Origin of the sequence: Saccharothrix coeruleofusca (genome assembly GCF_014648515.1) — a bacterium.
In the GTDB taxonomy this organism is placed as follows: Bacteria; Actinomycetota; Actinomycetes; order Mycobacteriales; family Pseudonocardiaceae; genus Actinosynnema; species Actinosynnema coeruleofuscum.
Map to the genome: position 1 here is coordinate 68,486 of NZ_BMRG01000015.1, position 19,102 is coordinate 87,587.

A 19,102-nucleotide genomic window follows, 5' to 3' on the forward strand; every position below is an offset into this window, starting at 1 on the left:
GACCCGGTGAAACGACCGCCCCCGCCACGGCGATTCCTTCCGGGGCGGTCACCGCTCGCGCGGGAGGTCCGGCCACCCCGTCGGAGTCGTGACACGGCCCCGGCAGGGGGCGATCATGTTCACTCGCGCTCGTTGGTGGGGGTACCGATGGCTGAGAACCCGTTCAACCCGCCCGGCAGGCACCGAGCCGTCGCGCTGGTCCGCGAGTTCGCCACCCGGCCGGAGCCGAAGGGCTACCCGACCACCCGCCGCACCCCGGTGCTGATCTTCACCGGCCCGAAGGGCTGCGGGAAGACCGCGCTGCTGGACGCGGTGGAGAGCCACCTCCGGGGCAAGGTGCCCTACGCGCGCGTGAACTGCGGCGCGCTCAAGAGCAGCACCGCGTGGGAGGTGCTGCCGCTGCTGGCCTTCGACCTCAACCGCAACTGCGCGGGCTACCGGGCGATCCCGTTCCCCCGCTTCGTCACCGCCCAGGTCGCCATCTCCGCGCAGGTCGACTCCCCCGGCCAGGCCGCGCGCATGCGGGTCCGCGAGGCGCTGGAGAACGCCCGGCGGGTCGACCAGCTGCGCACCTTCCTGGACGAGCTCGCGCAGGACGTCAGCGGCGCGGTGCCCGCGGTGACCGGGGTGCCGGGGGCGGTCGCCGCCGCCCGGTACGCGTCGAAGCTGCTGCTGGAGGGCCTGGTGTCGTGGCGGCGGGGCCGTCGCGTCGTGCTCGGCGAGGGGTTGGAGTGGTACGGCTCCGGCAACCAGGCCTACGACGAGCTGGTCCGGCTCAACCTGCTCACCCGCGAGGACGCGACCGAGGCGGACCGCAAGGAGGCCACCGAGCTGCTGTGGGCGGCCTTCCTGGCCGACCTGCGGGCCGCGTTCGCCAAGGGGCGCGCCCGCACCTGGTCGATGAACTGCGTGCTGCTGCTGGACGACCTCGACAGCAGGCCGGGCAGGCTGCTCTACCGCGCGCTCGCCGACGCCCGCCGCGGCGAGCCCGACCCGCTGACCGCGGTGGCCACCAGCGCGGGCGGCGTGGCCTGGCACCTGGCGCCGGACGAGGAGATCCCGTTCGCCGAGGAGGGGAGCTACCAGGACTACCTGGAGCGCAGGCAGGGCGAGTACGAGAGCGACTCCTACCCGGTGGCGCTGCGCGACCTGACCTCGGACGAGGTCAGGGACATGGTCGCCGACGTCGCGGGGCCCCGGCTCAACACGCGCCGCGCGGTCGCCGCCGAGGTCTACCGCTTCACCAGGGGCCACCCCGCCGCGACCGCCGTGGTCGTCAAGGCCGTCGGCGACAGCACCGGCGACACCCCGCCGCTGAAGCGGCTGCTGGCGGCGCGCTGGCGGGGACCGGTGGACGAGGAGCCGGTCACCGTCGGGGAGCGGCTGCTGCGGGAGCTGCTCGGCTCGCCGACGCCGGAACTGCTGGCCCGCTTGGAGACCTGCGCCGCCGCCAGGGACGTCGAGCAGGCCGACGAACTGGCGCGCAGCGGCCTGGTGCCGCGCCAGCACGGCGGTGTCGAACTCGTGCCCGCCGAGTTGCGGGTCCGCGATCCCGGCACCGGCCGCCAGGTCATGCTGCCCGCCCTGCGGCACCTGCTGCTGCGCCGCCTGGCCGCCGAGCCGCAGCGGTGGACGGCCGCGCACACCTGGTTGCGAGACAACGGCAGGGAGTCCGACCGCTCCTACCACGCGCTCGCGCTGCGGGACGTCGACGCGGTCGTGGAGGGGTTGCAGCGGCGATTACCCGACTCACGGGCGTGGTTCGCCGAGCTGGAGGCGGTCACCACCGCCCCCAACGACCTCGACACCGACGAGAGCGACCCCGCGCGGGTGCTGGCCGCGGCGGGCCGCACCGGTCCGGCGCAGGAGCCCGGTCGCACCACGGCCCGCGTCGTGGCGGCGCTGTGGATCGCGAACGACCCGCTGTCCACAGCGGACCGCGCGGAGCTCTACAACAGCGCGGCGTGGGACCTGCGGACGCTGGCCCAGCAGCCGGGCGTGGCGCGCAACGACTTCCTGAAAGCCGCCGCGCTGGTGGAGACCAAGGCCGAGGCGGGGGACACCGCCGTGCCGGGCCGCCCCCGGCGCCAGGTCACCGCTCGGGAGCAGGCGCCGCCCGACTTCACCCCTCCGGTCCCCAAGCGCGCGTTGCGCCGCAAGCGCGTCCGGCTGGTGGCGGTCGCCGCGGTGCTGGCGCTGGTGGTGGGCGCCGCGGTCGTCGTCGGGGTCAACCTGTTCACCCGCTGCGGCGCGGGCGTGCAGAACCGGGGCGGTGAGTGCGTCGGCGTCACCGACGGCTCGTACGTCTTCGACGACCGGCTCGCCGCGGTGCAGCGGCGGATCCTGGAGGAGAACCGGCGCGTGGAGGCGCTCCCGCACGTCACGGTCGCCCTGCTCACCCCGCTGCTGCCCACCGACGTGGGCAGCGTGACGTGGCAGCGGGTGCGCGCCCAGCTGGAGGGCGCCCACGTCGCCCAGCTGGCGGCGAACGAGGACAAGCGCGAGCCGAAGGTCCGGTTGCTGCTGGCCAACCCCGGCAGCGCGCAGCAGGAGTGGCGCGCGGTGGTGGACCAGCTGGTGGACTCGGCCGAGGCGCAGCGGCTGGTCGGGGTGATCGGGGTCGGCCAGAGCACCACCAACGCCCAGCAGACCGCCCGCGCGCTGTCCGCGGCGGACATCCCCATGGTGGCCTCCGTGGTGACCGCCACCGGGTTCCACGTCGAGCCGCCCGCGCAGCCGGGCGAACCCGCCCGCTACCTCAAGGGCTTCGCCCGCGTCAGCTCCACCACCGGCAACCAGATCGCGGTGCTGTCGGACTACCTGGCCGAGCAGGGCGTCAGCAGGACCATGCTCGTCTACGACATCAACGAGGACGACCTGTACACCGGCACCCTCTACGACGAGTTCAAGGCGGCCGCGGCGGCGGGCAGGCTGTCCATCGCGGTGGAGAGCCGGTTCGACACCGAGGCGGCGCTGGACACCCAGTTCCGCGAGATCATGAAGGACCTGTGCGGCGACGGCGCCCCGGACACGGTGCTCTACGCGGGGCGGGCGGTGCTGCTCGACGACCTGATCGACAACCTGCGGCAGCGCGGGTGCGCGCGGGAGCGGCGCATCACCCTCGTCACCGGCTCCGACGCGTCGATGCTGCGCACCAGGCCGGACCTGCGCCCCAGGGAGGACCAGCCCGACTTGGCGGTGGTCTACACCCCGCACGTCGATCCGGACGCGGCGCGGAGGATGGGGATCACCGAGTTCGACCGGCTCACCGCCGAGTTCGAGCGGCTCGGCTTCGACACCGCCGACCTCGCCGACGGCTGGGGCGTCATGATGCACGACGCGATGCTGGCGACGACGGAGGCGATCAGCCGCTCCGCCATCGGGGCGAAACCGGGCGAGCTGCCCACCCGCCAGGGGGTGCGCGCCGCGCTGGAGCGCTCCGACCGCGAGCGCAACCAGGTGCTCGGCGCGGGCGGTGCCTTCACGCTGGACGCCACCACCGGCAACGCGGTCGGCCGCAGGCTGCCCGTCATCGAAGTCTCACCCGACGGGGCGTTCCACGTGAAGGCGATCATGCCGGTGCGCTGAGCCGCGCGGCAGCCGTCTCAGCTGGGCTCCGCTCTGGCCCGCACTGAAACTTTCTGCCACGATGTCGAAAGCTTTCGATCCGCCGCCTGGTCAACGAGGATCACGGAGGAAGCCAGTGAAGCACCTGCTCACACGCTTGATCGCACTCGTGGCGCTGACCGCCGGAGCGGCACTGCCCACCACCATCACCGCCACCGCCGCCCACGCCGAGACCGCCGCCGCGGTGCGCGTGATGCCGTTGGGCGACTCGATCACCGACGGCTTCAACGTGCCCGGCGGCTACCGCGTGGACCTGTGGCAGAAACTGGTCGGCGGCGGCTACAGCATCGACTTCGTCGGCTCGATGGCCAACGGCCCCGGCAGCCTCGGCGACCGCGACCACGAGGGGCACTCGGGCTGGACCATCGCCCAGATCGACAGCAACATCACCAACTGGCTGCGCACCCACAACCCGCAGACCATCCTGCTGCACATCGGCACCAACGACATGTACGGCGGCAACCCCGGCGGCGCGCCGTCGCGGCTGTCCACCCTGATCGACCGCATCACCACCCAGGCGCCCGAGGCGCACCTGTTCGTGGCCACGATCGTCCCGCTGTCCTTCGCCGACTCGACCGTCCGGACGTTCAACGCCGCGATTCGCCCGATCGTGCAAGCCAAGGCCGACGCGGGCAAGCGGGTGCACCTGGTGGACATGTACAGCGCGCTGACCACGGCCGACCTCGCCGACGGCGTTCACCCCAACGCGCGCGGCTACAGCAAGATGGCCACCACCTGGTACGACGCGCTGCGGTCGGTGCCCGGCAGCATCAGCGCGCCCTGAGCGCGTCGCGACAAGTCCGGCCACAGCGAGTTCGGCCACAGCGCGGTTGACCGCGCCTCACCGGTCGATCCCAGGGGTGCGGAGCGATCCGCGCCTACCGGATGAGTTCGACCGAGAGGACATCCCCATGGCACGGGCAGTGGGCATCACCGAGCGCGGCGGCCCCGAGGTGCTGGCCGTCGTCGACCGCGACGTGCGCGAACCGGGCGAGGGCGAGGTGCGCGTCGCCGTGCGCGCCGCGGCGGTCAACCCGACCGACGTCGGACTGCGCGAGCTGGGCACCCCGGACCTGCCGCCTCCGTGGGTGCCCGGCATGGACGCGGCGGGAACGGTGGAGAGCGTCGGCCCCGGCGTGCGGCGGCTGCGCGTCGGCGACGAGGTGATGGCGGTGGTCTCGCCGCGCCGCCCCGAGGGCGGGGCGCAGTCGGAACTGCTGGTCGTGCCGGAGGCGTCGGTCGTGCCGATCCCGGAGGGGGCCTCGCTGCCGCAAGCCGCGACGCTGCCGATGAACGGACTCACCGCCCTGCTCGGCCTGGAACTGCTGGGCCTGCGGCCCGGCGACGTGCTCGCGGTGACCGGCGGGGCGGGGCTGCTCGCCTCGTACGTGATCCCGCTGGCCAAGCGGGCGGAGCTGGTGGTGGTCGCCGACGCCAAGCCCGAGGACGAGGAGCTGGTGCGCGGCTTCGGCGCCGACCACGTCGTCCCGCGCGGCGACGGGTTCGTCCAAGCGGTGCGCGAGCACGCCCCGGACGGCGCGGACGGCCTCTACGACACCGCGCTGCTGCACGAACGGGTGTTCGGCGCGATCCGGGACGGCGGCGGCATGGTGGTCGTCCGCGGCTGGCGGCCCGAGCGGACCGAGCGCGGGATCACCGTCCACCAGGTCATGGTGGGCGAGGCGCTGACCCACACCGACTGGTTGGAGCGGCTGCGCGAGCTGGCTTCCTCCGGTCGGCTGCGGCTGCGCGTGGCGGGTGAGTACCCGCCCGAGCGAGCCGCCGAGGCGCACCGGCTGATGGAAGCGGGCGGCCTGCGCGGCCGAGCCGTCATCACCTTCTGACCCCACCACGTCGGCAAGTACTACCCGACGCCTCCGCGCGGGCCGCTATCCACTACCCGGCGTTCCGAACGCTCGGTTCGCGGTGCCTGGACGCTCGGCTCGTGGTGTCCGAACGCGCGGTTCGCCTGGTCTCGGACACGAGGTGGCCGCCGGGCCGGGATGGGCGAAGAGCGCGTCAGGCGCGGTCGGCGGCCGGGGGCAGCCGGTAGACCGACACGTGCGAGTCGGATTCCCCGGTGAACTCCGCGCCCGCCCAGTCCGCGTGCCTGCTCTCCAGCTCGAACCCGGCCAGCTGGGCCATCAGGTCCATCTCGGCGGGCCAGATGTAGCGGTGCGGGCTGCGGAACAGGCGTGCCTGCCTGCCCTCGCCGAAGCGGAAGTGGTGGGAGACCAGGTGCTGGTTGAGCACGTCGTAGGTGTCCAGTCCGATGTACCCGTCCTCGGTGTGCCAGACCGTGGCCCGCTGCCCCGGCGGGAGCGTGCGCAGGTCCGGCACCCCCAGCTCGACGACGAACCGGCCGCCGGGCACGAGGTGACGTGCCGCGTTGCGGAAGCACTCGACCTGCTCGGCCTGGGTCAGCAGGTTGGAGATGGTGTTGTAGACGAGGTAGACCAGGGTGTGCTCGCCCGGCGCGGTGGCGGTGGCCATGTCGCCGACGACCACCGGCACGGTTGCCTCGTCCACCTTCTCGCGCAGCTGGGCGATCATCGGGCGGGACAGCTCGATGCCCGCCACGGGCACGCCGCGCTCCGCCAGCGGGACGGCGACCCGACCGGTCCCGATGGCGAACTCCAGCGCTCGGCCGCCACCGGCGAGTTCGGCGAGGCGGTCGACCATCGGTGTCAGGACCTCGGGGGCGAACACGCCCGTGCCGGGGGTGTCGTAGTTCTCGGCCGCTTCGACGTCCCAGATCTCGTCCTGGCGCATGGCGCCGATCCTGGTGCCGGGCGCGCGTCCGCGTCCAACGGTTATCGACGCGGGCCCGATCAGCCCTCTGTTAACCTCGCCCGCGATGGCTGCCACTCCCCCGTCCTCCCGACGCCTGCCGTTCGTGGTGGCCTTGGCCGCGCTTGTCTTCGTCGTCGACCAGGCGACGAAGTTCTGGGCCGAGTCCGCGCTCTCCGACGGTCGGCGCATTCCGCTGATCGGCGACTTCCTGCGGTTCCGGCTGCTCTACAACCCCGGTGCGGCGTTCTCCATCGGCACCGGCGCGACGTGGGTGTTCACCGTGCTGGCCGCGGTGGCGGTGGTCGTGCTGGTCCGCATGGCGACCCGGCCGCAGCCTCGGGGCTGGCCGCTGGCGCTGGGCCTGCTGCTGGGCGGTGCGACCACCCACCTGTGCGACCGGCTGTTCCGCGCCCCCGGATTCGCGCGGGGGCACGTCGTCGACTTCATCGACTACAACGGCTGGTTCGTCGGCAACGTCGCCGACATCGCGCTGACGGTCGGCGCGGGCGTGCTCGTCCTGCTCAGCCTGGTCCCGCGAGCCGAACACCGGTGACCCCCGCCCGCCGCGGCCAGGCGATGTCCACGGCCCGCGCGAGCACCGCGTCCAGCATCGCCTCGGTGAGCACACCGGTGTTGGTGTTCTGCCTGCTGGGGTGGTAGCCGCCCAGCAGCACCAGCCCCGAGTCCAGGCGGTGTTCGACGCCGTGGCCGAACCGGGGCTTGGGCCGCGCCCCGGCCCACCGCGCCACGGCGTCCCACGCGAACCCGCCCAACGCCACCAGCACCCGCAATTCGGCCAGCGCCGCCACCTCCTCCGACAGGTGCGCCAGGCAGGTGTCCCGCTCGACGGGCGTCGGCCGGTTGCCCGGTGGGGCGCAGCGCACCACCGACCCCGCCCACGCCCCCTCCAGGCGCAGCCCGTCGCCGCGGTGCCGGGAGGTCGGCTGGTTGGCCAGCCCGGCCCGGTGCAGGGCGCGCACCACCCAGTCCCCGGTGGGGTTGCCGGTGAAGGCGCGACCGGTGCGGTTGCCGCCGTGCGCGGCGGTGGCCAACCCCAGCACGCAGATCCGCGCGCGCGGGTCACCGAAGCCGGGCACCGGTCGGGCCCAGTACCTCTCCCCCGCGTGCCGGGCCGGTGGCGCGTCGGCGACCTCCCGGCGCCACCGGACCAGCCTCGGGCACAGCGCGCACGACGCGATGCGCTCGCCGACGCGGGTCAGCGCGATCGCCCCGTCCTCCGATCCGGTCACGGATGACAGTGCACCACGACCGGCGGGCGGCTGCCCGCGAGGTCGCGGCTACGCCCCGTTCGAGGTCCGCCGGTCGCGGGCGTGCGGGACACCTCTGACCAGCGTGAGCAGGTCGTCGTGCAGCAGGCCGTTGGTGGCCAGGACCGTCCCGTCGCCGCTGAGCACCGGGTCGCCGTTGAGGTCCGTGATCCGACCGCCCGCCTCCCGCACGATGACGGGCAGCGGGGCCAGGTCCTCGTAGCCCACCGGCGCTCCGGCGACCACGAACGCGTCGAGCTCACCCGCCACCAGGCAGGCGGTGTCGCCGAGCGGGAGGAGGAAGACCTCGCGGTGCAGGGCGAGCAGCAACTGCTCCGACCACGTGCCGGGGTTGGCCGCCGCCGTCCGGGCACCGCCGAGCACGGCCCGGTCGCTGACCCGCACGGGCACCACCCGCGCACCGACCGACCGCAGGCAACCGCGCCCGCGGCCCGCGAACGTGGTCCGCCCGGTGACCGGCTCGTGGATGACGCCGACGGCGGGGCCGTGCTCGTCCTCGACCGCGAGCGTCGTGCTGAACAGCGGGATTCCGCGCGCGAAGCAGTAGGTGCCGTCGATCGGGTCGATCACCCAGCGGCGGCCCGAGGTGCCCTCGCTCGCACCGCCCTCCTCGCCGTGGACCCCGTCGTCGGGGACGTGCCTGGCGAGTTCCGCCCGGATCAGCTCCTCCACGGCCGCGTCGGCCTCGGTGACCTCGCTGCCGTCCGGCTTGAGCGGGACCCGCGCTCCACCGCCGAAGAACCGCTCGGCGGCCAGCGCGCCCGCCCGCTCGGCCAGGTCGACGGCGAAATCCAGGACTTCCCGGTCCACAGGTGGAGCACCGCTGGGGCTCATACCGAGGGGACGCGCGGGCGGTCGCCGGGTTGCCACCACGGGCAAGGGGTCAGGCGTCACCCGTGCGCACGGCGGTGATCACCTTCGTGGCGTAGCGCGCCGTGAAACCGCCGCCCACCTCGTCGACAGCGGCCCCGACGGCTTCCAGCACCCGCGCCAGCCCGTCCGCCGGGAGCCGGGTGAAGACACCGGAGGTGGGCAGCTGGTCCAGCCACTCGTCACGGGTGTAGGTCCGCTCCCAGTCGAACCGCCACCGCTCGGGCGCGCCGAACCCGCCCGCTGCCCGCATCCCGTCGGCGGCCCGGTCGAGCAGCGCCTCGTACGCCTCCTCCCGCCGCGTCGCCCGCGGGTCGAGCGGCAGGTCGGGCAGCGCTTGCCGGTAGGCCGCGGCCAAGGCGTCGGTCACCTCGGCGGGCAGCTCGAAGGCGTGCCAGAACGCGGCCAGCCTGCCGCCGGGGCGCAGCACCCCCACCGCCTTGGCCGCGCCCGCGACCGGGTCCACCCAGTGCCACGCCTGCCCGGCGACGACCGCGTCGAACCGCCGGGCTCCGGCGTCCCAGTCCTCGAACGTCGCCACCTCGACCGCGATCCCGCCGCGCCGCGCGAACTCCGCCATCCGCGCGTCGGGCTCGACGCCCAGCACGTGGCAGCCCGCGTCGCGGAACTGCCGGGCCGCTATGCCGGTGCCGCAGCCGACGTCGAGCACGGCTTTCCCCGGACTGGCGGTGACCACGCGCCGCACCAGCGCCTCGGGATAGGGCGGGCGGGTCCGGTCGTAGCGCTCGGCGTCCACCCCGAAGGACTCCGCCATCCCCCGCTGCCGGTGCGGTTCGGGGGGAGGGGACTGCTCAGGAGGTAAAGTGGGCATGTGCCCACCTTAGTGGGCACATGCCCACTCGACAGCGGGCTGGCTCACGAGGAGGGAACACGGTGCCGACCGGGGTGGCCATCCGCGATGTCCGCGAGCAGCTGTTCGGCGCCGCCGAGCGCGTCCTGCTCTGGGCCGGGCCCAGCGCGCTGACCAGCCGGGCGGTCACCGAGGAGGCGGGCTGCGCCAAGGGCGTGCTGCACCGGCACTTCACCGACTTCGACGCCTTCCTCGCCGAGTTCGTGCTCGACCGCGCGCGCCTGCTCGACGCCGGGGCCGCCGACCTGCGCGAGCGCGCGGGCACCGGGACCGTCGTGGACAACCTCGCCGAGTTCCTGCCCGCCCTGTTCGGCTCGGTCGCGGTGGCCGTCGTCCCCCTGATCACCTTCCGGGACGAGCTGCGCGCCCGACTGCGCCGGACCTGGCCCGCAGGCGTCCCCGTGCTGACCGAGGCCGTGGGGATGATCGCCGCCTACCTCACCGCGGAGCGCGATCTGGGCCGCATCGCCGCCGACGCCGACGTCGACGGCCTCGCCCCCGCCCTGATCGGGGCCGCGCACCTGCTGTTCGCCGACCGGACCGGCACCGCGCCGACCGCGCAAGCCGTCCGCCGGACGGTCGTCACCGTCATCGGCGGCGCGGTACGCGATCCGCGCTGACTCCTGACCACCACTCGAGGCGGCGTCGCAGGCGTGCCCGTCCAACACTCCCCCGGCTCCGCCCGTGGAGTGTTGGATGGGGAGCATGAGCAACGTCGAGGTCGATCCCGTCGAACTGGTGTGCGCGCACCGGCCCGGCACCGCGACCGTGCTGGAGCCGCGCGAGGTCCCGCTGGGCGGGCCGCGCGCCATGCGGGTCCGCCGGACCCTGCCGCAGCGGGAGCGGTCGCTGATCGGCGCGTGGTGCTTCGCCGACCACTACGGGCCGAACGAGGTGTCCGCCACCGGCGGCATGGACGTCGCACCGCACCCGCACACCGGTCTGCAGACCGCCAGCTGGCTGTTCAGCGGCGAGATCGAGCACCGCGACAGCCTGGGCACCCACTGCCTGATCCGCCCCGGCGAGCTGAACCTGATGACCGGCGGCCACGGCATCGCGCACTCCGAGGTCTCCACGCGGGCCACCACCACGCTGCACGGCGTGCAGCTGTGGATCGCGCTGCCCGACGCGCACCGGAACACCGCCCGCGACTTCCACCACCACGTCCCGGAGGTGGTCGGACCGCCGGGAGCCCGCCTCCGCGTCTTCCTGGGCAGCCTCGCGGGCAGCACCTCCCCCGTGCCGACCTTCACCCCGCTGCTGGGCGCCGAGATCACCCTGGACGAGGGCGCACGCCTGGCGCTCGACGTCGACCCGTCCTTCGAGCACGGCGTCCTGCAGGACACCGGGTCCACCACCGTCGGCGGCGCCGAACTGCGGGGCGGCCAACTGGCCTACCTCGCGCCGGGCCCCGCGCGGTGGGAGCTGGTCAACACCGGCCGTGGCCCGGCGCGGGTGCTCCTGCTCGGCGGCACGCCGTTCACCGAGGAACTGGTCATGTGGTGGAACTTCGTGGCGCGCAGCCACGAGGAGATCGCCGCCTACCGCGAGGAGTGGCAGGCCGGGTCCGCGCGGTTCGGCCGGGTGGAGGGCTACCGCGGCCGGACGGCCCGCCTGCCCGCGCCCGCGCTGCCGCACGCCCGCATCCGGCCCCGCCGCAACCCGCCCGCGTCCGACGCCCCTCGTCCCTGAGCGCCGCGCCGGTCCCGGTCAGGGGGCGCAGGCCGCGGTCAGCGCCGCGACCTGGTCGGCCTTGACCCGCACCCACTCGGCGGGCCTGCCGACCAGGTCCTGCACCGTCACCTCGCGCAAGGTGGTGGCGAGGGCGGCGATGGCCTCGTTCACCGTCGTGTCGGCGGCCCGCGAGGCCAGGTCGGTCAGCGTGACCGCGGCGTCGTGCGCCTGGTCCACGGCCCGTTCCGGTGCGGCGGTGTCGAGGGCGGCCGTGGCCCCGGCCAGGGCGTCCGCGCACACCTGGACGGTCGTCGCGGTGTCGGCCACGGCGTTCGCCGTGTCGGCGGCTTCCTGGACCGCGCCGCAGGCGCTCATGGCGACGACCGCCGTGCAGGCGGCGGCGATGGCGGTGAGACGGATCGGGGTGCGCATGGTGGGTCCTCCCGGTTCTCCAGCGAACCGGAGGTCTCCCCTACCACCGGTGGCCGGTGGCGCCGTGACCGAACCGCTGCCGAGCGGTCGTAATGACGATCACGGGCTGGGTGGGTACTCCCCTCCGCACCTCCAGGTTGGCAAGACACCGCCCTGCTGTCAAGCGAGCCGCGTCCTCGCGGGATGTCGTCGGTTCCCGAGGTCGCGCGGGTTACAGTGCCGCGCATGAGCGAGACGCGGAGATCCGCTTCGGGCGACGTCAAGGTCGTCGCGCAAGCCGCCCTGCTGCCCTTCGGCACCGGGTTGACCGTCCTGGACGGCTACGTGCTGCTGGGCGTCGGCGGCGTGTTCCTCTCCCTCTTCGCCGTCGTGATCTTCCTGACCGCCTGGCGGTCGCAGAAGAAAGCGTTCTGCTCCCCCGAGGTCTCCACGAGGGCCGTGATCACCCTCGCCGTGTGCGTCGCGGTGCTGGCGCTGATCCTCGTCGGGATGACCTGAGGCCACCCCGACGAGGTCTCTCACGGGATGCGCGCCACGCCGCCGTAGCCGAGCGGGGCCGCCACGCTCTTCTGCTCGACGAGGTTGTCCGGACGCCAGTCCGGCAAGCGGACCAGACCCGGCTCGACCAGGTCCGCGCCCTCGAACCAGCGGAGGATCTCGGCGTGCGTGCGCACGTGCACGTACTCGTCCGCCGCGGCGTAGGCGTCCACCAGCCTGCCCACCTCGGCCTGGAGCTCGGGGGCGGCCTGCTCGCTGGCGATGTGCGAGATCGCCAGGAAGCTGCCGGGCGCCAGCCGCTCCCGGTAGGCCGCGATCAGCTCGGCGGGCCGGTCCTCGTCGGAGATGAACAGCAGCACGCCGACCATCAGCAGCGCGACCGGCTGGGAGAAGTCGATCAGCCGCCGGGTGTCGGGGTGCTCCAGGACCTTCTCCGGCGCGCGGATGTCGGCCTGGATGATGGTGGCGAACGGGTGGCCCGCCAGCAGCTGCTTGGCGTGGGCGTAGGCGACCGGCTCGTAGTCGACGTACACCACGCGGCACGCCGGGTCGGTCTGCGCGGCGATCTCGTGCACGTTGCCCACGGTGGGGATGCCCGAGCCCAGGTCGAGGAACTGACGGATGCCCTGGTCGAGGCAGAACTCGACCACTCGGCGCAGGAACGACCGGTTGAGCCGGGTGACCGCGGGCACCGAGGGCGCGATCCGCAGCACCTGGTCGGCGAACTCGCGGTCCACCGCGAAGTTGTGGGCGCCGCCGAGGAAGTAGTCGTAGGCGCGGGCGGCGGAGGGCACGCTGAGGTCGACGTCGCTGCGTGGCTCGGAGGGTGAGGAGGGCACGGGCGCTGAACCTTCCGGGGACGGGGTGGTGCGGGTCACCCACCTTAGGACGCGCGGTGCGCCCCGAGGCGCTCAGGGCTGCCCGGCGTGGTCCAGGCGGCGCACCAGTTCGTCGTCCAGCTCCAGCTCCAGCGCGCCCAGGCACTCGTCGAGCTGGGCCACCGAGCTGACGCCCAGCACCGGCAGCACCGGCGGGTCGCCGCGCAGCAGCCAGGCCAGGACCACCTGGTTGCGGGTCGCGCCCAGCTCGTCGGCCACCTCGGCGAGCACCGCCAGCCTGCGGGTGCTGTCGGCGTGGTCGTACTGGTCGGGCAGCGGCCGGTCGACGCGGGTGTAGGCGCCCGACAGCAGCACCGAGTAGCCGAGCACCGCCAGGTCGGGCTCTTCGCGCGCGTAGTCCAGCAGCTCGTCGCTGATGTGCGGGTTCACGCCGAACTCCGCGCCCGGTCGCGGTCGCAGGTAGGTGTGGCGCTGCTGGACGCAGGTGAAGCGGGGCAGCCCGGCGGCACTGGCGATCTCGCGCGCTGCCGCGACCCGCCAGGCCGCGTGGTTGCTGCACCCCACCACCCGCACCAGCCCTTCGGTCACCAGCGAACCGAAAGCGGCCGCGGTGGCTTCCAGGGGCGTGCGGCGGTCCTCGATGTGCGCGTAGTAGACGTCCAGGTGGTCGGTGCCCAGGCGGCGCGCGCTCGCGGCGAACCCGGCCCGGACCACCGCGTGGGACAGCCCTTCCGCGTGTCGCGGCCAGGCCGCCCCCGGCGGGTCGGGCAGGGCGCCGACCTTGGTGGCCAGCACGACCCGGTCCCTGGCCCGGCGGGAGGCCAGCCACCGGCCCAGCAGCTCCTCGCTCTCCGCGCCCGTGCCGCCTGCCACCCAGAACGCGTAGGTGTTGGCGGTGTCGATGAACGTGCCCCCCGCTTCGGTGAACCGGTCGAGGATCGCGAACGCGCTCCGCCGGTCGACCTTCGTGCCGAAGTGCATGGTGCCCAGGCACAGCGCGCTCACCGCGAGTCCGCCACCCGCACCGGCCAAGGTCCGCAGCTCCACATCAGCCTCCGCTCTGTCCGTGTGCGGACGACGGTAGGCGCGGGCGGTCCGGTCCTATGATCCATTCGCGTGACGGAATCCCGGACCAATCTGGCGTGGGAGGTACTGCTCGACCTCACCGGCTCGGGTGCCAAGCACGAGCGGCTGACCCGCGCGCTGCGGGCGGCGATCCGCTCGGGGCGGCTGCCCACGGGCAGCGCGCTGCCGCCCAGCCGCGCCCTGGCCGCCGACCTGAGCTGCTCGCGCTGGGTCGTCACGCAGGCGTACGGGCAGCTGACCGCCGAGGGGTACCTGCGGACGCGGGTGGGGTCGGCCACCAGGGTCCGCTGGACCCCGGACACCGACACCGCGCTCCCCGACGCCGACGGCCCGCCGGTCCCGCCGCCGCGCTTCGACCTCACCCCCGGCCTGCCCGACCTGAGGGCCTTCCCACGCGCCCGGTGGGGTGCGGCGGTCCGCGACCGCGCCCGCCGGACCCCGTTCTCGGACCTGGGCTTCCCGCCGCCGGGAGGGCACGCCGAGCTGCGCCGGGTGCTGGCCGAGCACCTGCGCCGCGGCCGGGGCGCCGTGGCCGACGCGGACGCGGTCGTGGTCGCCACCGGCGTCACCGACGGCGCCGCCCGGCTGTTCCGGGCGCTGCGCGCCGAGGGGATCGCCCACCTGGCGGTCGAGGACCCCGGCTGGCCCCGGCTGCACCACGTGGCGCGGGAGGCCGGGCTGACCGTCGTGCCGGTGCCGGTGGACGAGCACGGCATCCGGGTGGCCGAGCTGGACCGCGTCCCGGAGGTGCGGGCGGTGCTCACCACGCCCGCCCACCAGTTCCCGACCGGGGTCGCGCTCACCGCGCGGCGGCGCACCGCGCTCGTGGAGTGGGCGCGCCGCGTGGACGGCGTGGTGGTGGAGGACGACTACGACGCCGAGTTCCGCTACGACCACCGCCCGCTCGGCGCGGTGCAGGGGATGTGCCCGGAGCGGGTGGTGCTGCTCGGCTCGGTCAGCAAGACGCTCTCCCCCGCCCTGGGCATCGGCTGGGTGCTGGCCGCGCCGCGGTGGCGACGCGCGCTGCGGACCAGCGGCACCGCCCGCTCCGGCCCGCCCGTGCTGGACCAGCTGGCGTTCGCCGACCTGGTGCGCACCGGCGGCTACGACCGGCACCTGCGGTCGGCGCGGCAGCGCTACCGGGCCCGCAGGGCCGCCCTGCTCGCCGCGTTGCGCGCCCGGTTGCCGGGGTGCCGGGTCACCGGGTCGGCCGCGGGGCTGCACCTGGTGGTGCACCTGGGGGACGGCGTCGACGCTTCGGGCGTCGTGGCGGCGGCGGGCGCGCGGGGCCTGGCCGTGGTCGACCCGCGCGTCTACCGCGTGTCCTGCCGGGAACCCGCGGACGGCCTCGTCCTCGGCTACGGCAACCTCGCCGACGGGGCGGTCGAGGAGGCGGTGGCCGTGCTCGCCGCGGCGGTGGCCGACAGCCGCCCCGACCGCGCGGGGCGGCCGGGAGGCCGTTGAGCAGGCGGTGACGGCCCATCCGGTGGCCGCCTACCCGGTGACGGCCCGCTCCGCGCCGTCCAGCTCCTCCAGCCGCCGCAGCAGCCGCTCGGCGTCCTCGTCGCACTCCAGGTCCCGGTACAGCGCCAGCGCCTCCCGCCACACCGCACGGGCCTCGTCGCGCAGGCCGAGGGCGGCGAGGGGCAGCCCCACGTGGTCGAGGGCGCCCGCGACCATCGCGGTGTGGCCCAGGGCTCGGTACCGGGCCAGCGCCTGCCGGTAGTGCCCGACGGCCCGCCGGTGGTCGCCGTCGTGGTGCTCGATGTAGCCCGGGCTGTCCAGGGTGTTCGCCTCGCCGTCGGGATCGTCGTGGCGGCGGCACAGCACGAGGGCTTCGGCGCAGTGCGCGCGGGCGGTGGCGTGGTCGCCGAGCCGGGCCTCGTACCAGCCCACCTGGTCGAGGGAACGCGCTTGCCGCACCGGCTGTCCCAGCTCGCGATAGAGGTCCAGGGCGTGGCGGGCGTGCTCCAGCGCCCGCCGGTCATCGCCCCGCCACTCCCGGACCAGCGCCAGCAACCGGTGGGTGTGCCCGCGCTGGAGGGGGTCGTTCTGCCGCTCGGCCAGCGCGAGGGCCTGGTCCAGGTGCCCGATGGCCTCCTCGTGGCGCCCGAGGTCGGCGTAGGAGTGGCCGAGGGACGACGGGCTCGGCCTCGGCCCTGGCGGCGAGGATGCCCAGCGCCAGCGGGAAGCCGTCGCACAACGCGATCAGCTCGTCCACCGCCTCCCGCTCGGCGGTCACCCGCCCGGCGCCGAGCCTGCCGGTCAGCAGGGCGCGGGCCTCCTCGTCGGTCAGCACGTCAAGGTGCAGCTGGTGGGCGCCGTGCCCGGTGACCAGGCCCGGCAGCCGGTGGCGGCTGGTGACCAGCACGGCGCAGCGGCTCCCGCCGGGCAGCAGCGGGACGACCCGGGCGGTGTCGGCGGCGTTGTCCAGCACGACCAGCACCCGCTTGTCCGCCACCAGGCTGCGGAACAGCGCGGCCCTGGCGTGCGGGTCGGCGGGCACGCGGCCGGGCGCGACCCCCAGGGCGTCGAGGAACCCGCGCAGCGCCACCTCGGGTGGCATCGGCGCGCTGTCCGGGCTGAACCCGCGCAGGTCCACGAACAGCTGACCGTCGGGGAACCGCCCGGCGTGCCGGTGCGCCCAGGTCACCGCCAGCCAGGTCCTGCCGATGCCGCCCGCGCCGCCGATCGCCGAGATCACGATCGTCCCGCCTGCCGCCGCGCCGTCGCGCGGCGCGGCGGGGTGCACGGCGTCCAGCCGGGCCAGCTCGGCCGTGCGCCCGGTGAACAGTGGGCCAGCGCCTCGGCCTGGCGGCCCGCCCGGTACAGGGCGAGCACGAGCTGCGCGGCCACCCGCTCGTCCAGCGGGTGCGCGGCGGCGCGGGCGGTCAGCTCGGGCAGCAGCGCGTCGTGCCGCCCGAGCCGCAGGGCGAGGTCCACCCGGTCGGTGTCGGCGGCGAACCGCTCCCGCTCCAGCCCTTCGCGCAGCTCGGCCAGCCACGGCGTGTCCAGGCAGGCGAAGGCCGCACCGCGCCACAGCCCGACCGCCCGCTCCAGCGCCTTCGCCCGGTCGGACTCGGCACGGGCGCGGACCACCAGGTCGCGGAACACGTGCAGGTCGACCTGCTCGGGGTCCACCAGCAGGGCGTAACCGCCGCCGCGCCGCCAGATCTCCACGCCGCTGCCCACCAGCGACCGCCGCAGCCGCGACACGTAGCTGCTGACCACGCCCCGTGCCCGGTGCGGCGGGCGGTCCGCCTACACGCGGTCGAGCACCTGCTCGACGCCGACCACCCGGTTGGCCTCGGCCAGCAGCACCGCCAGGACGCACCGCTGCCGGTCGTGCCCGAGGTCGACCGGCGTGCCGTCGACCCACGCCTCGACCTGGCCCAGCACCCGTAATCGCGTGGACATGACCTGACCGTAGCGCCCGCGCGGTCCTGCCGCGTTCCAGCGGCAGGACCGGAGCGGCGGTCGTCCCCCTCCCGCCTGCGCGAGCACCGCCGCAGCTAAGTCCATTGAGGACGTAGTGTTTGTTCGTCCTCTTAGGACAGATCGGACATCGTCACCTCACTGAAGGAGGTCACCTCCGGGAGCGGGCCGGTGTCCGGAGCAAGCGGGAGGCCAGCGCGGTGAAGCCGGCGGAACGCCGGTTCCGGGCAGGCAGGCCGCCCGCGACGGCGTCGGCGATGAGCGAGCCCACCGTCTCCCTGGCGCAGGCCCGGTTGGCCCCGATGCCGCCGCTGGCCCCGCGCTTGATCCAGCCGACGACGTAGGTGCCCGGCAGTCCCCGCACGCGCCCGGCGGAGTGCGGGACGGTGCCGGTGCGCTCGTCGAAGGGCAGGCCGGGCAACGGCTTCCCGCGTTGGCCGACCGCCCGGACGAGCAGCCCAGCCGCGATCTCGACCTCGCCTGCCGGGCCGGTGGCGCGCAGCCCGCGCACCCGGTCGTCGCCGACGACCTCCACGGGCTCGGAGTGGAAGCGCAGCACGACGCGCCGCTTTCCGGGCGCGGGCGGGGCGGACCAGTCGACGGCGCGCCGCGTGAGGCCGCGCAGCAGCCCCGCCTTGTCCGCGGGCGCGGCGGCGTCGATGGCCCTCAGCGCGCGGTGGTCCTCGGCGTCGACCACCACTTCGACGTCGTCCCGCTCGATGAGGGCGAGCAGTTCCGACCTGGTGCAGGCGGCGGCCTCCGGGTCGCGCCGCCCCAGCAGCACGATCTCGCGGACCTCGCTCGCCCGCAACCGGGCCAGTGCGTGCGGCGCGATGGCGGTGCCCGCCAGCGCGGCCGGATCGGCGGTGAGGACGCGGGCCACGTCCAGGGCGACGTTGCCGTTGCCCACCACGACCACGCGCCCGGCCGACAGGTCCACCGCGTCGGCGGGCACCTCGGGATGGCCGTTGTACCAGGCCACCACGGTCGTGGCGGCGAGGCTGCCCGGCAGGTCCTCGCCGGGCACGCCGAGCGCGCGGGGCGAGGGCGCACCGACGGCGTAGACCACCGCGTCGTGCCGCGCCGCCAACTCCTCGGGGGTGACGTCCCGGCCCACCTCCACGCCCAGTCGCAGGCGCAGCCGGGGGTGGTCGTGGAAGCGGGCGAAGCTCTCGCCGATCTTCCGCGTCGCCGGGTGGTCGGGCGCCACGCCGTAGCGGACCAGGCCGCCCGCGGCCGGCAGGCGGTCGATGAGGGTGACCCTGGCGTTGGTGTGCAGCAGCAGGTCCTGCACGGTGTACATGCCCGCGGGCCCGGAGCCCACCACCGCCACGTCCAGCGGCGCGAAGTCGGCGGGGATCGCGCGGGCGAACACCGGTGGCCCCCAGGCGTGGAAGTTCGGCGCGGGGTCGGCCGCTTCCGCGATCGGGTCGCGGTCGGCGTAGTAGTCGGCGTTGAGCCGCGCGTAGGTCTTGAGCGGCCCGGTCAGCGCGTCCACGGGGAGGATCGCGTCGACGGGGCAGGCGTCCGCGCACGCGCCGCAGTCGATGCAGGCCCGCGGGTCGACGTGGAGCATCTCGGTGGTGCCGAAGTCCGGCTCGCCCGGCGCGGGGTGGATGCAGTTGACCGGGCAGACCGCCACGCAGGAGGCGTCGCCGCAGCAGTTCTGGGTGATCGCGAAGGCCATG

19 protein-coding genes and 1 pseudogene are annotated in these 19,102 nt (G+C 74.8%); 8 read left to right on the forward strand and 12 right to left on the reverse strand.

What is annotated here, in order from left to right:
* Window positions 1–147 precede the first annotated feature (147 nt).
* From IEZ00_RS27815 to IEZ00_RS27825, 3 genes are all read left to right on the forward strand, one after another.
* Window positions 148–3,588: a hypothetical protein gene (locus IEZ00_RS27815; RefSeq protein ID WP_189226306.1), complete on the forward strand. Its 3,441-nt coding sequence runs from the start codon at window positions 148–150 to the stop codon at window positions 3,586–3,588.
* Window positions 3,589–3,724: 136 nt separating this feature from the next.
* Window positions 3,725–4,411: an SGNH/GDSL hydrolase family protein gene (locus IEZ00_RS27820; RefSeq protein ID WP_229796152.1), complete on the forward strand. Its 687-nt coding sequence runs from the start codon at window positions 3,725–3,727 to the stop codon at window positions 4,409–4,411.
* A gap of 127 nt (window positions 4,412–4,538) precedes the next feature.
* A complete protein-coding gene (locus IEZ00_RS27825; RefSeq protein ID WP_189226308.1) occupies window positions 4,539–5,471 on the forward strand; it encodes an NADP-dependent oxidoreductase in 933 nt (310 codons plus the stop codon).
* A gap of 175 nt (window positions 5,472–5,646) precedes the next feature.
* On the opposite strand, the gene IEZ00_RS27830 is transcribed toward IEZ00_RS27825, so the two are convergent.
* Complete coding sequence (locus IEZ00_RS27830; RefSeq protein WP_189226309.1) at window positions 5,647–6,399, reverse strand: class I SAM-dependent methyltransferase; 753 nt, start codon at window positions 6,397–6,399, stop codon at window positions 5,647–5,649.
* An 85-nt stretch (window positions 6,400–6,484) separates the two neighbouring features.
* On the opposite strand from IEZ00_RS27830, the gene lspA reads away from it, so the two are divergent.
* Window positions 6,485–6,973, forward strand: a complete 489-nt coding sequence (gene lspA, locus IEZ00_RS27835) for a signal peptidase II (protein ID WP_189226310.1) — start codon at window positions 6,485–6,487, stop codon at window positions 6,971–6,973.
* Here the strand turns inward: lspA and IEZ00_RS27840 are convergent.
* The 3 genes from IEZ00_RS27840 to IEZ00_RS27850 form a co-directional block, all read right to left on the reverse strand.
* Window positions 6,942–7,670, reverse strand: coding sequence for a uracil-DNA glycosylase (locus IEZ00_RS27840; RefSeq protein ID WP_276530112.1), 729 nt, complete (start codon window positions 7,668–7,670; stop codon window positions 6,942–6,944). The two genes, lspA and IEZ00_RS27840, sit on opposite strands and share 32 nt — an antisense overlap.
* A gap of 48 nt (window positions 7,671–7,718) precedes the next feature.
* Window positions 7,719–8,519, reverse strand: coding sequence for an inositol monophosphatase family protein (locus IEZ00_RS27845; protein WP_229796153.1), 801 nt, complete (start codon window positions 8,517–8,519; stop codon window positions 7,719–7,721).
* 73 nt (window positions 8,520–8,592) lie between these two features.
* Window positions 8,593–9,354, reverse strand: coding sequence for a class I SAM-dependent methyltransferase (locus IEZ00_RS27850; RefSeq protein ID WP_209617958.1), 762 nt, complete (start codon window positions 9,352–9,354; stop codon window positions 8,593–8,595).
* Window positions 9,355–9,473: 119 nt separating this feature from the next.
* On the opposite strand from IEZ00_RS27850, the gene IEZ00_RS27855 reads away from it, so the two are divergent.
* The gene (locus tag IEZ00_RS27855; RefSeq protein WP_189226313.1) at window positions 9,474–10,070 is read left to right on the forward strand and encodes a TetR/AcrR family transcriptional regulator; all 597 of its coding nucleotides are present in this window, start codon (window positions 9,474–9,476) and stop codon (window positions 10,068–10,070) included.
* 85 nt (window positions 10,071–10,155) lie between these two features.
* Entirely contained in the window at window positions 10,156–11,142 is a 987-nt protein-coding gene (locus tag IEZ00_RS27860; RefSeq protein ID WP_189226399.1) for a pirin family protein, read from the forward strand.
* Window positions 11,143–11,160: 18 nt separating this feature from the next.
* Here the strand turns inward: IEZ00_RS27860 and IEZ00_RS27865 are convergent, their stop codons facing one another.
* The gene (locus IEZ00_RS27865) at window positions 11,161–11,556 is read right to left on the reverse strand and encodes a bacteriophage spanin2 family protein (protein WP_189226314.1); all 396 of its coding nucleotides are present in this window, start codon (window positions 11,554–11,556) and stop codon (window positions 11,161–11,163) included.
* Between the two features lie 225 nt (window positions 11,557–11,781).
* Here IEZ00_RS27865 and IEZ00_RS27870 point away from each other — a divergent pair, with 225 nt between their 5' ends.
* Entirely contained in the window at window positions 11,782–12,054 is a 273-nt protein-coding gene (locus tag IEZ00_RS27870; protein ID WP_189226315.1) for a hypothetical protein, read from the forward strand.
* A 20-nt stretch (window positions 12,055–12,074) separates the two neighbouring features.
* Here the strand turns inward: IEZ00_RS27870 and IEZ00_RS27875 are convergent, their stop codons facing one another.
* Together IEZ00_RS27875 and IEZ00_RS27880 are read right to left on the reverse strand one after the other, a co-directional pair.
* Window positions 12,075–12,893 (reverse strand): SAM-dependent methyltransferase, encoded by an 819-nt coding sequence (locus IEZ00_RS27875; protein WP_189226316.1) that lies wholly within the window; start codon window positions 12,891–12,893, stop codon window positions 12,075–12,077.
* A gap of 72 nt (window positions 12,894–12,965) precedes the next feature.
* Window positions 12,966–13,940 (reverse strand): aldo/keto reductase, encoded by a 975-nt coding sequence (locus IEZ00_RS27880; protein WP_229796154.1) that lies wholly within the window; start codon window positions 13,938–13,940, stop codon window positions 12,966–12,968.
* A 69-nt stretch (window positions 13,941–14,009) separates the two neighbouring features.
* On the opposite strand from IEZ00_RS27880, the gene pdxR reads away from it, so the two are divergent.
* On the forward strand, window positions 14,010–15,443 hold the full coding sequence (pdxR, locus tag IEZ00_RS27885; RefSeq protein WP_189226317.1) for a MocR-like pyridoxine biosynthesis transcription factor PdxR: 1,434 nt from the start codon (window positions 14,010–14,012) through the stop codon (window positions 15,441–15,443).
* Window positions 15,444–15,473: 30 nt separating this feature from the next.
* On the opposite strand, the gene IEZ00_RS38205 is transcribed toward pdxR, so the two are convergent.
* From IEZ00_RS38205 to IEZ00_RS27895, 5 genes and pseudogenes are all read right to left on the reverse strand, one after another.
* A complete protein-coding gene (locus IEZ00_RS38205; protein ID WP_506347077.1) occupies window positions 15,474–15,902 on the reverse strand; it encodes a tetratricopeptide repeat protein in 429 nt (142 codons plus the stop codon).
* 72 nt (window positions 15,903–15,974) lie between these two features.
* Window positions 15,975–16,079 (reverse strand): annotated as a pseudogene (locus IEZ00_RS38400) (hypothetical protein); the annotation flags it as partial.
* A gap of 600 nt (window positions 16,080–16,679) precedes the next feature.
* On the reverse strand, window positions 16,680–17,210 hold the full coding sequence (locus IEZ00_RS37250) for an AfsR/SARP family transcriptional regulator (protein WP_229796155.1): 531 nt from the start codon (window positions 17,208–17,210) through the stop codon (window positions 16,680–16,682).
* A 30-nt stretch (window positions 17,211–17,240) separates the two neighbouring features.
* A complete protein-coding gene (locus IEZ00_RS37255) occupies window positions 17,241–17,396 on the reverse strand; it encodes an AfsR/SARP family transcriptional regulator (RefSeq protein ID WP_229796156.1) in 156 nt (51 codons plus the stop codon).
* Window positions 17,397–17,565: 169 nt separating this feature from the next.
* Window positions 17,566–19,101: an FAD-dependent oxidoreductase gene (locus tag IEZ00_RS27895; RefSeq protein WP_189226318.1), complete on the reverse strand. Its 1,536-nt coding sequence runs from the start codon at window positions 19,099–19,101 to the stop codon at window positions 17,566–17,568.
* Between the last annotated feature and the right edge of the window lies 1 nt (window position 19,102).

Coding starts and splice junctions, on each gene's coding strand:
- IEZ00_RS27815 (WP_189226306.1), top strand. CDS start 148: ATGGCTGAGAACCCGTTCAACCCGCCCGGCAGGCACCGAGCCGTCGCG.
- IEZ00_RS27825 (WP_189226308.1), top strand. CDS start 4,539: ATGGCACGGGCAGTGGGCATCACCGAGCGCGGCGGCCCCGAGGTGCTG.
- IEZ00_RS27830 (WP_189226309.1), bottom strand. CDS start 6,399: ATGCGCCAGGACGAGATCTGGGACGTCGAAGCGGCCGAGAACTACGAC.
- lspA (WP_189226310.1), top strand. CDS start 6,485: ATGGCTGCCACTCCCCCGTCCTCCCGACGCCTGCCGTTCGTGGTGGCC.
- IEZ00_RS27850 (WP_209617958.1), bottom strand. CDS start 9,354: ATGGCGGAGTCCTTCGGGGTGGACGCCGAGCGCTACGACCGGACCCGC.
- IEZ00_RS27860 (WP_189226399.1), top strand. CDS start 10,156: ATGAGCAACGTCGAGGTCGATCCCGTCGAACTGGTGTGCGCGCACCGG.
- IEZ00_RS27865 (WP_189226314.1), bottom strand. CDS start 11,556: ATGCGCACCCCGATCCGTCTCACCGCCATCGCCGCCGCCTGCACGGCG.
- IEZ00_RS27870 (WP_189226315.1), top strand. CDS start 11,782: ATGAGCGAGACGCGGAGATCCGCTTCGGGCGACGTCAAGGTCGTCGCG.
- IEZ00_RS37255 (WP_229796156.1), bottom strand. CDS start 17,396: ATGTCCACGCGATTACGGGTGCTGGGCCAGGTCGAGGCGTGGGTCGAC.
- IEZ00_RS27895 (WP_189226318.1), bottom strand. CDS start 19,101: ATGGCCTTCGCGATCACCCAGAACTGCTGCGGCGACGCCTCCTGCGTG.